Genomic DNA, 13,732 nt, shown 5'->3' with positions numbered 1-13,732 from the left:
TTTCATCGATAGTCGAACCCAGGGAGTCGTCATGGTGGTTCTCGACCGTCCCGCCGATCTGAAGGCGTGGATAGGCAAGGAAATAGGGGTCAGCGAGTGGCTGGCCATCGATCAGTCGCGCATCGACGATTTCGCCCGGATCTCGGGCGACGATCACTGGCTGCACGTGGACGTGGAGCGCGCGCGGCGCGAGATGCCGGATGGCAAGACCATCGCGCACGGCTTCATGACCTTGTCTCTCATTCCCTATCTGGTCCGCTCGGTCTATGCGATCACGCACCGGGGCCGCGGGCTGAACTACGGCACCAACAAGATCCGCTTCGTCAATCCGGTCCAGGTCGGCGACCGCGTACGCTTGCGCCAGCGCATCAAGGCGGTCGAGCGCGGCGAGGGTGGGGGCCAGGAGGGCGCCACGCGGGTGGTGTCGGACTGCACGATAGAGATCGAAGGCAAGGAACGCCCCGCGCTGGTCGCGGAGTTCCTGATGCTGGTCTATGACGAGTGACGCCGCCATGATCCAGAACGTCCACGACATCCTGGCGCGGCAGGCGCAGCAGCCCTTCGTCGACTTCCCTTCCCTGATCGCCCGCCACGCGGCCGAGCGGCCCGGCGCGCCCGCCTTCGTGTGCGGCGGCGATGCGCTCGATTGGGCCGGACTGGCTCGCCAGGCGGACCGCGTCGCCGCCGCGTGCGCCGCCATGGGCGTGGGGGCCGATGGCAAGGTCGCCCTGCTGGCCTCGCCCGGCGTGCGCGCGATCCAGGCCTTCTTCGGCGTGGTGCGGGCCGGCGCCTGCGTGGTGCCGCTGGCCACGTCCGCGACGGCGGCGACCCTGATGGGCATGCTGGGCGATTCGGACGCCACGGTGCTGGTTGCCGATGCCGACGCTCGCGCGACCTTGGCAGAAGTCGAAGCGGAATTGACCTCCGCGTTTCCCCATCGCCTCGTCGCCCTGGATTTCCAGGCGCCCGGCTGGCTGGGCTGGGACGACTGGCTGGCCGGGGGCGGCCAGCCGCCTGCCGTCGATCACCGGGCCGACCAGGCCTTCAATCTGATCTACAGCTCGGGCACCACCGGCAAGCCCAAGGGCATCCTGCACCATCACGGCATGCGGTCGAGGCAGGCCAACCGCCGCAGCTTCGGGCTGGGGCCGGACAGTGTCATGCTGCTGTCGACCCCGCTGTATTCGAACACCACGCTGCAGCCCATGCTGGCCACGGTGGCCAACGGCGGGCTGACGGTGTTGATGCGCAAATTCGACGCGGCCGGGTATCTGCGGCTGTGCGCCACCCATGGGGTCACCCACACCATGCTGGTGCCCGTGCAGTACCAGCGCCTGCTCGCGCACGAGGACTTCGCGCGCACCGATCTGTCTGCCTTCGTGCTCAAGCAATGCACAGGCGCACCGCTCGATGCCCGGCTCAAGTCGCAGATCCTGGCGCAATGGCCGGGCGGGCTGCGCGAGATCTATGGCATGACCGAGGGCGGATGCAGCTGCGTGCTCGATGCCCACGAGTTTCCGGACAAGCTGGGCACGGTCGGCCGTCCGGCGCCGGACCATGACATGCGCATCGTCGACGACGACGGGCGGGTGCTCGCGCAGGGCGAGGTTGGAGAAATCGTCGGCTGGTCGCCGTACATGATGGCGGGCTACTACAAGCAGCCGCGGGCCACCGAGGCTTTCTACTGGCGCGACGAGTCGGGCGTCGCCTTCCATCGCAGCGGCGATATCGGCCGCTTCGACGAGGAAGGCTTCCTGGTCCTGCTGGACCGAAAGAAGGACCTGATCATCTCTGGCGGATTCAACATCTATGCGACCGACCTGGAGTCGGTGGCCGCCGCCCATCCCGAGGTGGCCGACGTGGCGGTCATCGGCATTCCCAGCGAGCAATGGGGCGAGACGCCGCTGGCGCTGGTCGTGCTCAAGCCGGGCAGCACGCTGGATCCGGAGGCGCTGCGGGCGTGGGTGAATGGCCAGGTCGGCCGCACCCAGCGGCTGGCCGCCGTGGAATATCGAAACGAGCTGCCGCGCTCGGCGCTGGGCAAGCTGCTCAAGCGCGAACTGCGCCAGCCTTACTGGACATGAGAGGGGAAAGCATGGAGCAAGTCTGCCTGGTGACCGGCGCCACCGGCCGGAACGGCGCGGGGTCGGCCACCATCAAGTTCTTCGCCAAGCAGGGATGGCGTGTCGTCGTCAATTATTCGCGGGACGCGGCGGCGGCGGAGGAAGTCGCCGCCGAGTGCCGGACGCTGGGCGCCGCCGATGTGCTGGTGGCCCGCGCCGACGTGACCAGCGACGAGGCCTGCCGCGCCATGGCGCGCGACATCGAGCAGCGCTGGGGGCGCCTGGACGTGCTGGTCAACAACGCGGCCGTGACGACCTTCAATGACCACAAGAACCTGGACGGCCTGTCGTTCGACGACTTCCAGCGCGTGTTCGCCATCAACGTCGCGGGCGTCTATGTCGTCACGCGGGCCATGGCCGCCCTGCTGCGGCGGACCGGCAATGCCTCGGTCGTCAACATGTCCTCGGTCGGCGGGCTGCGCGGCACGGGGTCCAGCATGGCCTATGCCGCGTCCAAGAGCGCGCTCAACGCCATGACGTTCTCGTTCGCGCGGGTGCTGGCGCCCGAGGTCCGCGTCAACGCGCTGTTGCCCGGTTTCATCGAGGGCGACTGGCTGATCAACGGGATGGGGCGCGAACGCTACGAGACCGTGCGCGCCGCGCTGATCGCCAAGAATCCGCTCAAGTCGGTGCAGACGCCGGATGAGATCGCCGAGGCGGTCTGGTGGCTGGTGCACGGGCCAGCCGCGCTGACCGGCGAACTGGTGCAGCTGGATGCCGGAGGGCGCCTGGCGGTGTAGCGGGGCGTGTCAGTCCAGCTTCCTGGCGAAGCCGCGCTGCACGGCGGGCCGTTCCATCAACGCCGCATACCAGCGCGCGACGTTCGGATAAGTGGCCAGGTCGACCTGATGGCGCTCGTGCCGCCAGGCCCAGCCCAGGATGGCGAAGTCGGCGATGGATAGTTCGCCCGCCACGTAGTCGGCCGAGGCCAGGCGGGCGTCCAGCACGCCGTACAGGCGGTGCGTTTCGACGCTGAACCGCTGCAGGCCGTAGCGGCGGTCGGTCTCGTCGGCCACGGCGCGGAAGTGATGGACCTGCCCCGGTATGGGACCGAAGCCGCCCATCTGCCACATCAGCCATTCCATGACCGAGGTCTGCGCGCGCAGGTCGGCCGGCAGGAACTTGCCGGTCTTGCGCGCCAGGTAGAACAGGATGGCGCCGGATTCGAACACGCTGATCGGTCCGCCGTCGGGGCCGTCGGGGTCGACGATGGCGGGGATCTTGTTGTTGGGGCTGATCCGCAGGAAAGATGCCTCGAACTGCTGCCCGTTGCGGATATCGACGGGCACCACTTCGTAGGGCAGTTCCATTTCTTCCAGGGCCACGCTGATCTTGCGGCCATTGGGGGTGTTCCAGGCGTGGAGTTCGATGGTCATGTGCGCCGGTACCGGTTGGTGGGGTCCGGGCCATTATCCCCCACCGGCGGGCGACGCTCTACCGGCGGGCCGGCCTGGGAGCCGTTCAATACGGGTGTCAGGATGCTAGGGTAAACCCTAGTTTTGCGGTAGAATGGACACATACCGCGCCTGGGCATCGCCGCAGGCGCCGACAGGCCGAACGCGCCGCCCCGTGGGCGGCGCCGTCCGTTCGGCTGTTCCTTCATCGATACCCGGTTGCGACGGCAGGTGCCGTACCCGGCGTGCGTGCGCGTTTCGCCGGAGCTCCCGGCGGACGTGGCGGTTTTTTCGGAATGCCCATGATTGACCTAGACGATCGCCGTCCATCGGCGCCCGCCCGCGTGTGCGCGGCGGCCGCGCCGGATGGGACGACGCGCGCCACCGCGGCGCGCTATCTGCTGACCCCGGCCCAGTTGGGAGAGAGCCTGGCCATGGCCGCGCCGCCGTCCCTGCGCAACGCCGTGGTGGCCGGGATGCAGGCGACCTTGGCCGTGGTCGTGGCCCTGGTGTGCTTCCACCATTCGCCGTGGCCGCAACTGGTGGGCTTCGGCGCGCTGGGCGCGCTGGCCTCGCTGTTCGGCCGCTACGCCTCGCGGGCGCGCCGCCGCAGGACGGTTTTCCTGAGCGCCTTCCTGCTGGCCGCGGCCACGCTGGCGACATCCGCGGCCGCCCAGGCGGGGGCTTCGCCGGCGGCGATGGTGCTGGTCCTGGCGCTGATGGCCGGCGTGTCCACTGTGGCGGTGTCGAGCTGGAGCCTGGGCGGCCCGGGCGCCGTCATCGTCGTGTTCGCGGCCGGCGCGGCGCTGGGCGCGCCCGGGTCCTGGGAGGCGGTTTTCGCGCGCGCCGCGGCCACGGCCGGGGGCGGCATGCTGGCCTGGATCATCTGCGCCCTGACCGATCGGCTCAGGCACGAAGAGCCCGCCGCGGGCGCCTTTCCCAGCGATCCTCCCCGCCCCATGGCGCATCGGCTGATCGCCGCCGGCCGCATCGCCGTGGGCGCGGCCGTCGCCGCGCTGCTCGCGCACGCGGCCGGTTGGCAGCATCCCTCGTGGGCGGTCATAGGCGCGACCGCCGTCATGCAGGGCGGGCACCTGCACATCACGATGAGCCGCGCGCTGCAGCGGATGGCCGGCACCGTGGTGGGCGCGGGCGTGGCCGGCGCCATCCTGGCGCAGTCGCCCTCGTTCTGGGTGGTGGTGGGCCTGATCGCGCTATTCCAGTTCGTGACCGAGATCATCATCGGCTACAACTATGCGCTGGGACAGATCACCGTGACGCCCATGGCCCTCCTGATGACCCACATGGCCGCGCCCGCCATGGCCGGGAACATGGCGATCGAGCGCGTATTCGATACCGTCGCAGGCGCCGCCGCGGGCATCGTGCTGGCGGTGCTGTTCTCCAGCCTGGATGACCGGGCCCATCTGGCGCGCCACCGCGGGGCGGCGGCGCGGGGAAGCGACGCGGGACTTCCCGGACCCGCCCGGGAACCGGCCTGAAATGCTATATGATCGGGCGGCTCTCACGCGCGGGCCCGGTCACCGCGCGGACCCCTGCAACGTGCCATGCTAGACCCGATCAGCGTCATTTTCGTCACGATATTCTCCGCCATCATGAGCACGGCGGTGCTGGGTTCGCTGCTGCCTACCGCGATCCCGGGCGTCAGGCGCTGGTTCACCGCCAGCGCGCTGGCCATCGTGGCGCTGGCCCTGTTCCTGCTCCAGAGCGTAGGCCCCCGTTGGCTGACGATACTCGTCTCCAATCAGCTGCTGGCCGTGGCGATGCTGCTCATCCTGCAGGGGTGCAGGCAGTTCGTCGGCCTGCGGCCCGTGCGGTACGCCGAGTATGGCGTCTTGCTGGCGCTGCTGGCGGGCATGGCCTACTGGACCTATGCCGTGCCCGACGTCAACATCCGCATCGCGCTGGTGTCGGTGTTTTACACCTATGCCTATATCGTGGTCGCCAGGATCGTGTTCATGGCCCGGCCGCTTGCCCGGCCGCACTATGCCTACTGGTTCGTCAGCATAGGCGCGTGCCTGGGCATGATCGGCCACATGGGCAGGGGCCTCGCCTATGGCATCGGGTGGGTGCGGCAGGCGGAGTTGCTGCAATCGACGCCCGTCAACATCGCGTTCCTGGCGCTGGGCGTGCTGGCGCTGCCCTGGTTGTCGATCGGCATGGTGCTGCTGACCCATGACCGCCTGGCCCACAGGCTCGAACGGCTGGCGAACCTGGACGAGCTGACAGGCATCCTGGCCCGGCGCGCGTTTCTCGCGCAGGCCGAGGCCGCTGCCCGCACCGCGTCGCGTTCCGGGCGTCCGCTGGTGCTGGCCATCATCGACATCGATCACTTCAAGAACATCAACGATACCTACGGGCATGCGGCGGGAGACCGGGTGCTGGCCCATTTCACCGGGGTGGTGGCCGGCAACCTGCGCGCCGGCGACGGGTTCGGCCGGCTGGGCGGCGAAGAGTTCGCCGTCCTTTGTCCCGACACGTCCCTGCCGGCTGCGGTCAAGATGCTGGACCGGCTGCGCGCCAGGGTCGCACAGGCCGAAAGCGCGCTGCCGGGGCGCAAGCTCAAGGTCACGTTCAGCGCGGGGGTCGACCAATACCGCTCTGGCGAGCCGCTGACGAGCCTGATGGCCCGGGCCGACGCCGCACTTTATTCGGCCAAGGCGATGGGGCGGGACCGTGTCGTGACCGTGGCCGCCGACGACCCGCTACCCGTCGAGCAGTCTCCCGGAATGGCGGACTGACGGGCCGGCTGCGGCCCTGGGGCCCGTGCCTTGGGCACGGGGGGATTGGGCGTGACCGGCGCTAGTCGTCGGACGCGCCCGTCTGCCGCATGAGCCAGCCGCGAAACGCCTGCAAGGCCGGCAGGGTGACGTTGGCGGGCGGATAGACCAGGTAGTACGAAGTCGGCGATCGCGCCACCGGCCCGAAGGGCGAGGCCAGGCGGCCATCCTCCAGTTCCTTTTCCACCAGCAGGCGCGGCACCACGGCGGCGCCCAGGCCGGCCATGGCGGCCCGCAGCACCAGCGAAAACGATTCGAACTTCATCCCCGTGGTCGTGCGGTCGACGGACAGGCCCGCGGCGGCCAGCCAGTCGTGCCAGGCGTGCGGCCGGAACGTCATCTGCAGCATGGGCACGCGGGGCAGGTCGGCCGGCGTGCGCAGGGCGGTGGCCGCCATCTCCGGCGCGCAGACCACGATCATGTGTTCGTCCATCAGCCAGTCCGAGCGGGCGCCGGGCCAGCGGGTGTTGCCCAGGTTGATGGCGGCGTCCAGGCTGTTGTTCTGGAAGTTGAACGGCAGCCGCGTGACCAGGGTGAGCGCGGTGCGCGGATGCTCGCGCTGGAAGTCGGGCAGGCGCGGGATCAGCCATTGCGTGGCGACGGCGGGCACCACGCCCAGCCGCAGCACGCTGGAGGCGGGTTCGGTCGACACGGTTTCGATGATGGCCGACTCCAGCGCGTCGAGCGCCGGCGTCAGCCGCAACAGCAGGATCTCGCCGGCCGACGTGAGCTGCAGGCGCTTGCGGACGCGCTCGAACAGCCGGACGCCGAGGAAATCCTCCAGTGCCTGGATCTGGTGGCTGATGGCGCTCTGCGTCAGGTTCAGCGAATCGGCCGCCTGCGTGAAGCTGAGCGTGCGGGCGGAGAGTTCGAACGCCTGGAGCATGACGGGCGAGGGAATCTTGCGACGCATGTCATTAATCCTGCTAATGAATTCATGATGAGACGTCGCTTGTGGGCAGGCTGGCGTCTCCGATACCTTAGGTCCCGCGTGTCTTGGTTGCGGCACCGGCATTGTGCAGGAAGACTGCTTGCATGGGAGTGAGTCGATGAATCGTCGCGATGTACTGCGTCTGGGGATGGCTGCGGGCCTGGGGGCCGCGGGCAGGGCATGGGCGCAGGAGGAGTTTCCGAACCGCCTGATGAAGGTGGTCGTGCCTTATCCGCCCGGGGGCATCACCGACCTCCTGGGGCGCGTGCTGGCGGATATCCTGGCCAAGGAGTTTCCCGCCAAGCCCGTGATCGTCGAGAACAAGGGGGGCGGCACCGGAACGGTGGCCCAGCAGTACATCCTCCAGCAGCCGCACGATGGGCATCTGCTGTTGTCCGGCGGCCTGGGCGGCCTGATCCTGCCGACCATCCTGAACCCCAGCCTGCCCATCGACCCGCAGGAGAACTTCGTTCCGGTGGCGCAACTGGCCGAGCTGATGAACGTGCTGGTGGTGGGGCGCGACGTCGAGGCCCGCACGCTGCCGGAACTCGTCGCCTACGGCAAGACGCGCGTGGGCAAGCTCAACTACGGCTCCAACGGCGTCGGGACGCTGGCCCATTTCACCTCGGTCCTGTTCAACCAGCGGGCGGGCACGCATTTCGTCCATATCCCCTATCGCTCCAGCGGCGAGATCATCACCGGACTGAAGAATGGCGATATCCAGGTGTCCTTCGCCAACCTGCCGTCGGTGGCGGCGCTGGTCCGCTCCGGTTCGCTGCGCGCGATCGCGGTGACCGGGGCCCGGCGCGCGCAGGCGCTGCCCGACGTGCCGACCCTGGTGGAACTGGGCATGGAGGACTTCGTCGCGACGGGATGGCTGGGCGCCTATGCGCCGGTGGGCACGCCCCAGGCCAGCATCGACAAGCTGGCCGCCGCCATCGTCAAGGGCGGCAAACAGCCCGAGAACATCCAGCGGCTGCAAACCGCGGGTTTCGAGGTGACGGTGCGCGGCCACGCGGACTTCGCGGCCTGGAACCGCAGCGAGTTCGTGAAGTGGAACGAACTGGCGCGCCGGGAAAACATCCGGCCCGAGGCCTGACCGGGATTCATCAACAAGGACCGCACATGCTGCCCACCGCAAGAAAACTGGTTTTTTCGGAAGTGCCCATCGTCGACCTGGGGCCCGCCTGGCGCGATGACGCCGGTCGCGCCGAAGTGGCCGACGCCATTGCCGCCGCCGCGGGAACCGTGGGTTTCTTCTATGTCAGGAATCACGGCCTGTCCGACCAGGACATCCGCGACGTCTTCCAGACCGCCGTGGATTTCCACGGCCTGCCCATGGAAGCCAAGATGGAGGTCTCGCTCAAGCTCAACGATCATGCGCAAGGCTATCTGCATGGCATGAGCAAGGGCAACGACGCCAACATCAGGGAGAACCTCCAGGAGGCCTTCCAGATCCGCCGCCCGCTGGCCGACGACGATCCCGACCTGCTGGCCGGCAAGCCCTTGCACGGCCGCATTCCCTGGCCTTCGGCCATGCCGGATCTGAAGCCGCGGATGATGGCGTACTACGACAAGGTCAACGGCCTGGGCTACCGGCTGCTGGAGCTGTTCGAGCTGAGCCTGGGGCTGGCGGCCGGCGCGCTGAAGGCGAGCTTCGCCAAGGACATGAACTCGCTGCGCCTGCTGCACTATCCGCCGCAGCGTCCCGACGAATCGGGCGAGCACCTGGGCGCGCGCGGGCATACCGATACCAATGCCTTCACCATCCTGGCGCAGGATGCGAATGGCGGGCTGGAGGTGCGCAACCGGGATGGCGAATGGGTGGCCGTGCCGCCGGTCGAAGGCACGCTGGTGGTCAACGTGGGAGAGGTGCTGAAGGTCTGGACCGACGGCGTGTTCACGTCGGCGGTGCACCGGGTGATCAACCGCTCCGGCAACGAGCGCTATTCCATCCCGTTCTTCATGTATCCCAGTTTCGATGCGTGGATCCAGCCGCTCATCCGCAACCCCGATCCGGCCAACGTGGCGCCCGAGGACTTGCCGACCTCGTTTCCGCGCGACAGGCCTTTCGTCTACGGCGAATTGAAGGCGCGCAACGTCGCGCGCATCATGCCGCAGAAGAGCGCGGCCTAGCGGGTCGCGCGGGCCGCGGCCGATCATCGATGTGAATTCTTGGAGAGCGGGACATGGCGGCCTACGTCATCGGCGAGGTAAAGGTTCTGAAACCCTCGGAAATGGGCGAGTACGGCCGCATGGTGGCCGAGGCGGTGGCCGCGCATGGCGGACGCTATCTGGCCCGGGGCGCCGAGCCCTTCGTCCTCGAAGGCGGACCGGCCCACAACGTGTTGCTGATCGAGTTCCCGGACAGGGAAGCGGCCCTGGCCTGGTACGCCTCGCCGGCCTACCAGGCGGCCAGGACGCTGCGCGAGGGCAAGAGCAACCTGAGGCTGATCGTGATCTGACGCGGCGGGCGGCGTCAGCGCCCGGGGGCGGGCGCCCCGGGGTAGAGCTTGCGCAGGATCTGCTGGCAGGCGTCCTCGAGCACGTTCGCCAGTTCCGCGATGGCGGGCTGTGGCTCGGCGTCCTGGCGCGCGCGGGCCCAGACGCGCTGCAGCGCGGCGTCCCGGGCCTGGACGACTTCCATGACCTCGTCGCGCCAGAATGCCGGCGCCTCGCCTTCGACGTAATCGCCCCGCCCACGGCCGAAGTGGATGATGGCGAGATAGCGCAGCAGGTCCGCCACCACCAGCGCGTGCAGGAATTCGTCCGTCAGACGGGCCGTGGCGTGTTCGGTGCCCTTGGCCTTGTTGATGCCCCATGCCGCGCCGGCGAACGTGGCCGCGCCGACGACGGCGCCCACCAGCATTCCGCCGCCCAGGGTCAGGCCACCGGCCAGGAGATCGGCCGACGCCCCGGTGGCGGCACCCGAGGCGATGGCGCCCAGCAGTCCCGCCTGTTTCACGTCCACCGGCGCGCTGAAGGCGAAGTTCTCGCGCAGCCGCTGGTTCAGCGGGGCCGCCGCGTTGCCCTGGAGTCCATGCAGCGCCAGCAGCCGGGCGGTGGTCCGGGCGCCGGCGCGCGACAGGCGCGTGGTGATGGCGGCCATGGCCTGGTCCCGGGTGCCGTCCGACGCGGAACGGGCCAGGCCCAGGGTGCCCAGCGCCGACCGGATCGCCGAGGCATCGCCCACGGCTTCGGCGTCGCGCGCGGCCTCGACGATCTGCCCCGCGATCAGGCCCATGGACTGGTGGAAGCGGTCGAGGTTGCGCTTGTCCCAGGCGGCGGCCAGCCGGGCGCAGCCGGGCTGGGCGGCCGCCGGCAGGCAGGCGCGGATGGCGTCGAACAGCACGCGTTCGTGCACCCAGCTGCGGGCGAAGGCATCCAGCGGCACGACCTGGCGCACCACGCCGTAGGGCCGCAGATGCTCCGTCCAGCGCGAGACGTCTTCCTGCTCGCGGGGGGCGGGGCGGGGTGGCCCCATCTGATTGAGCAGCACCACCACGGGTTTGCCCAGCCACTGGAGTATCTGCATCTCGGGCGGGACATAGCCCGCGTCCTGAGGATCCTCGGAGGCATTGACGAGATACAGCACCACGTCCGCGTTGTCGCGCGCGGCCCGCAGCGCGCGCTGGCTGAGCCAGAATGCGCGGTCGCCGACCCGGTCCCAGACCTCGGTCAGGAACCAGCCGACCGGGTTGCCCGCCATCTCCAGCCGCCTGGCCAGCCGCGCGGAGTCGCCGAAGCCCGGGGTATCCCACAGATACAGTTCGTCGCCATCGTCGGTAGCGAACAGGCGGTAGGCATCGGCGGTCTGCGTGACGTGGGCCGCGTCACGGACTTCACCCACGTCCGCGCCCAGCAGGGTGCGGGCCAGCGTCGTCTTGCCGGCGTTGGTGTGCGAGACCAGGCAGAGTTGTATGCGGGCGGGTTTGTCAGGCATCGGGAGGGTGGCGCAGATCGATGAAAGTGACCGGTACCTTGTGCAGCGAGCCGAAATCCTGCCACAGGCGCCTGCGTTCTTCCAGGCGGCGGTCGGCGCCGGCCTGGCCGTCCAGGCGTGCCGCGTAGGCTGACTGGTCGACGGCCAGCACGACCTTGCCGGGCAGGGCGCGCGCCAGATGATCGAGAAAGGTGCCGTGGTTCTCGGCTTCAGGCGTGGCGGACAGGTTCACCAGCGCGGCGGTGACGGTGGCCGGCTCGCCTGCGGCGTCCGGCGAGGGCATGTCCTCCGGGTCGGCGCCATAGTCCAAGGCCGGCTGCACCACGGCCTGGGCGGTATCGCCCAGCATGGAGCGCGCCACCGCCTGCAGGGCCTGGCCGCGCGTCTCGTCGATGGCGAAACTGTAGGGGATGACGCGCAGTCGCAGCGGTACGGGGCTGAGCGAACCCAGCAGCTTGCGGTAGTAGGGCAGGCCGAGGTCCAGGGGGAAGTCCGCGCGCAAGTGCGTTTCCTTCCAGCGCGACACCGCCGCCAGCAGCAGGCGCGGGATCACGATCACGATGGCCAGCAGCGCCGCGTACAGGTGGACCCAGCGGGCGCCGCCGGCAACGGAGCCGGCGGCGTCGAACCGGAGCGCGGCGACTTCCGCCGGCGTGAAGCCCGGCAATTGGAACAGCCAGACCGCCGGTGCGAACAGTACGCTCAGGATCGCATGTACCTGCCCGGCATCGAGGAAGGTGCTTTCCCAGCCGACGCGATACTCGACGGTCAGGCCGCGCGCATACAGAGACAAGGCGACGCCGGCGCCGAACAGCGCGGCTGAAAGATGCAGGATGCGTTTGCCGCGCGCGAGGTGGAGCGGCGCGGCAAGGCGCTGCCAGTCGATCGCGAAGCGCGCGCCGGCGGCGGCCAGCGCGGAGGGCGCCCGGCGCCGGGGCCAGCGCCAGCCGTCGGGAAGCCACGGCCGCGCGAACAGCGCGGCTCCCCGCCGCCGCAGCGGCGGCACCGCGGCGGACACGACCAGGATCGCGTACATCAGCAGATTCCAGCCCAGCACGCCCAGCAGCGGCGGCGACAGCAGGTCCATGCGGTGCGGGTTGGCGATGCGTTCGGTCAGCGCCCCGGCCAGGAAGCCGGCCACGGGGACGAGCCAGCCGGCCGGGCCGATCAGGCGTGGGGGATGGCGCATGGCCTTGAGCGCCGGCACGCGCCGTTCCAGTCCATCGAGCAGCAGGGCCGCGCGGATCTGGAGGAAACTGCCGGCAGGGTCCCGCCCGGCGTCGCGGCCGCCTTGCAGTCCGCACAGGTTGCGGGCGCTCAGGCTGGCCTCGCGGCCTTCCTCGGCGCGCAGCAACTGGTGTTCGTCGTCGGTGGTTTCTATGGCATGAGCCAGAACCACCTCCCTGGCCGCTCGTTCGTCCATCGGCGTCCTGATCGGTTTTCCAAGCCGACAGACTATATAGGAATCGGCGCCCGGAGGTCGCGCCGGCCGCCGCTCACCGCGGGGGGGAGGACGTGGGCATGGCGTAGGCCCGGCGCCGTGGCGGGGCATCCAGCGTCGCGCGCAGGGATGCGTATTCCTGCTCGATGCGCGCCAGCCGCGCCCGTCGCGCCGATTCGTCGGTCCAACTGCCTTGCAGCGCGCTTTGCCGGTCGAAGCGGTATACGAGAGAGGCGTTGTCCAGCAGTGCGGCGTCGCCCGCCGCTTCGAATCCCGCCAGGTCGTGCCGGGCCAGTTGTTCCTGGCCCGGACGCGTCTGGCCCAGGGCGGCCAGGTGGGCGGCCAGGCGCGCCCGCACGGCTTCCGGCAGCGCGCGCCGGGCCACGACCAGCGGGGCGGGCAACGGATCCGACCGCCACAGTACGGCCAGGCGCGCGTACTCCATCGGAAAGCGTTCCTTGAAGCGCGCCAGGTCGGAACCGGTGGTCAGGCCCACGTCGGCCTCGCCGTTGGCGACCGCCAGTGCGTTGGTCTGGTGGCTGCCCTGGACTTCGGTCGCGAAGAAGGCTTCCATGCGCAGTCCGCGAGGCAGGAACAACTGGAGCTGAGGCACCAGATATCCCGAGAAGGACCGGACCTCGCCCCGCGCCAGGCGCCATTTGGCCGGCAGCGCCAGCATCTGGTCCAGCGTGGCGGGCGTGGCGCCACGCCGGACGATGAGCAAGGTGCGGTGGCGGTCGGCGTCGGCCGGCAGGCCGCGGGCGACCACCGTCATGCCATAGCGGGTGACGGCGTCGATGGCCAGCTGGCCCGACAGCATCGTCAGGTCGATGTCGCCCTGCTGCAAGGCCGAGGCCATGGCGTCGTAGGACGTCGGGGTGAGCAGCCGGGCCGGCTGGCCGAGCGCCCGGGACAGGTCCGTGACGAGCGGCACCCAATCGTTGCGGGTTTCCAGCGGGCCTTCGACCGGCAGCACGCCCAGACTGAGTGGCTGGCCGTGGACGGCGGAGGCGGCCGCCACCAGCCCCAGCGCCATCAGGCGCAGAAGGGCGGGCACCACGGACCGGAGAGGCGGCCGCGGCGGACGGCGAAAGACAGGCAT

At 69.7% G+C, this 13,732-nt stretch carries 13 protein-coding genes; 8 read left to right on the top strand and 5 right to left on the bottom strand.

What is annotated here, in order from left to right; all coding sequences use genetic code 11:
• The first annotated feature begins 31 nt into the window (after positions 1-31).
• Genes AC1Q6E_RS05985 through AC1Q6E_RS05975 form a run of 3 tightly spaced genes read left to right on the top strand, consistent with a single transcriptional unit; the run spans position 32 to position 2,863 of the window.
• Entirely contained in the window at positions 32-505 is a 474-nt protein-coding gene (locus AC1Q6E_RS05985) for a MaoC family dehydratase (RefSeq protein ID WP_152797560.1), read from the top strand.
• A 7-nt stretch (positions 506-512) separates the two neighbouring features.
• Entirely contained in the window at positions 513-2,084 is a 1,572-nt protein-coding gene (locus AC1Q6E_RS05980; RefSeq protein ID WP_492572389.1) for a class I adenylate-forming enzyme family protein, read from the top strand.
• Between the two features lie 11 nt (positions 2,085-2,095).
• Positions 2,096-2,863 (top strand): SDR family NAD(P)-dependent oxidoreductase, encoded by a 768-nt coding sequence (locus AC1Q6E_RS05975; RefSeq protein WP_296555634.1) that lies wholly within the window; start codon positions 2,096-2,098, stop codon positions 2,861-2,863.
• A gap of 9 nt (positions 2,864-2,872) precedes the next feature.
• On the opposite strand, the gene AC1Q6E_RS05970 is transcribed toward AC1Q6E_RS05975, so the two are convergent.
• On the bottom strand, positions 2,873-3,499 hold the full coding sequence (locus tag AC1Q6E_RS05970) for a glutathione S-transferase family protein (protein WP_296555633.1): 627 nt from the start codon (positions 3,497-3,499) through the stop codon (positions 2,873-2,875).
• A gap of 320 nt (positions 3,500-3,819) precedes the next feature.
• On the opposite strand from AC1Q6E_RS05970, the gene AC1Q6E_RS05965 reads away from it, so the two are divergent.
• Both AC1Q6E_RS05965 and AC1Q6E_RS05960 read left to right on the top strand, forming a co-directional pair.
• Complete coding sequence (locus AC1Q6E_RS05965; RefSeq protein ID WP_492572388.1) at positions 3,820-5,016, top strand: FUSC family protein; 1,197 nt, start codon at positions 3,820-3,822, stop codon at positions 5,014-5,016.
• 66 nt (positions 5,017-5,082) lie between these two features.
• Positions 5,083-6,276 (top strand): GGDEF domain-containing protein, encoded by a 1,194-nt coding sequence (locus tag AC1Q6E_RS05960; protein WP_152797555.1) that lies wholly within the window; start codon positions 5,083-5,085, stop codon positions 6,274-6,276.
• 61 nt (positions 6,277-6,337) lie between these two features.
• Here AC1Q6E_RS05960 and AC1Q6E_RS05955 read toward each other — a convergent pair whose 3' ends face one another.
• On the bottom strand, positions 6,338-7,228 hold the full coding sequence (locus AC1Q6E_RS05955) for a LysR substrate-binding domain-containing protein (RefSeq protein WP_492572387.1): 891 nt from the start codon (positions 7,226-7,228) through the stop codon (positions 6,338-6,340).
• A 136-nt stretch (positions 7,229-7,364) separates the two neighbouring features.
• On the opposite strand from AC1Q6E_RS05955, the gene AC1Q6E_RS05950 reads away from it, so the two are divergent.
• Genes AC1Q6E_RS05950 through AC1Q6E_RS05940 form a run of 3 tightly spaced genes read left to right on the top strand, consistent with a single transcriptional unit; the run spans position 7,365 to position 9,711 of the window.
• Positions 7,365-8,345, top strand: coding sequence for a Bug family tripartite tricarboxylate transporter substrate binding protein (locus AC1Q6E_RS05950; RefSeq protein WP_152797553.1), 981 nt, complete (start codon positions 7,365-7,367; stop codon positions 8,343-8,345).
• Positions 8,346-8,371: 26 nt separating this feature from the next.
• The gene (locus AC1Q6E_RS05945) at positions 8,372-9,382 is read left to right on the top strand and encodes an isopenicillin N synthase family dioxygenase (RefSeq protein ID WP_152797552.1); all 1,011 of its coding nucleotides are present in this window, start codon (positions 8,372-8,374) and stop codon (positions 9,380-9,382) included.
• 53 nt (positions 9,383-9,435) lie between these two features.
• The gene (locus AC1Q6E_RS05940) at positions 9,436-9,711 is read left to right on the top strand and encodes a DUF1330 domain-containing protein (protein ID WP_152797551.1); all 276 of its coding nucleotides are present in this window, start codon (positions 9,436-9,438) and stop codon (positions 9,709-9,711) included.
• A 14-nt stretch (positions 9,712-9,725) separates the two neighbouring features.
• Here AC1Q6E_RS05940 and AC1Q6E_RS05935 read toward each other — a convergent pair whose 3' ends face one another.
• The 3 genes from AC1Q6E_RS05935 to AC1Q6E_RS05925 all read right to left on the bottom strand — a co-directional run bounded on the left by AC1Q6E_RS05935 (position 9,726) and on the right by AC1Q6E_RS05925 (position 13,732).
• A complete protein-coding gene (locus tag AC1Q6E_RS05935; RefSeq protein ID WP_492572386.1) occupies positions 9,726-11,189 on the bottom strand; it encodes a DUF3482 domain-containing protein in 1,464 nt (487 codons plus the stop codon).
• Positions 11,182-12,612, bottom strand: a complete 1,431-nt coding sequence (locus tag AC1Q6E_RS05930) for a DUF2868 domain-containing protein (RefSeq protein WP_492572385.1) — start codon at positions 12,610-12,612, stop codon at positions 11,182-11,184. The genes AC1Q6E_RS05935 and AC1Q6E_RS05930 overlap by 8 nt, the downstream gene beginning before the upstream one ends.
• 73 nt (positions 12,613-12,685) lie before the next feature.
• Positions 12,686-13,732 (bottom strand): phosphate/phosphite/phosphonate ABC transporter substrate-binding protein, encoded by a 1,047-nt coding sequence (locus tag AC1Q6E_RS05925; RefSeq protein ID WP_152797548.1) that lies wholly within the window; start codon positions 13,730-13,732, stop codon positions 12,686-12,688.

This window comes from Pigmentiphaga sp. MLSB6-MA01 (assembly GCF_058793475.1).
Note: the sequence above shows the minus strand (reverse complement) of the source record. Positions and strands in the feature narration are given on the sequence as shown.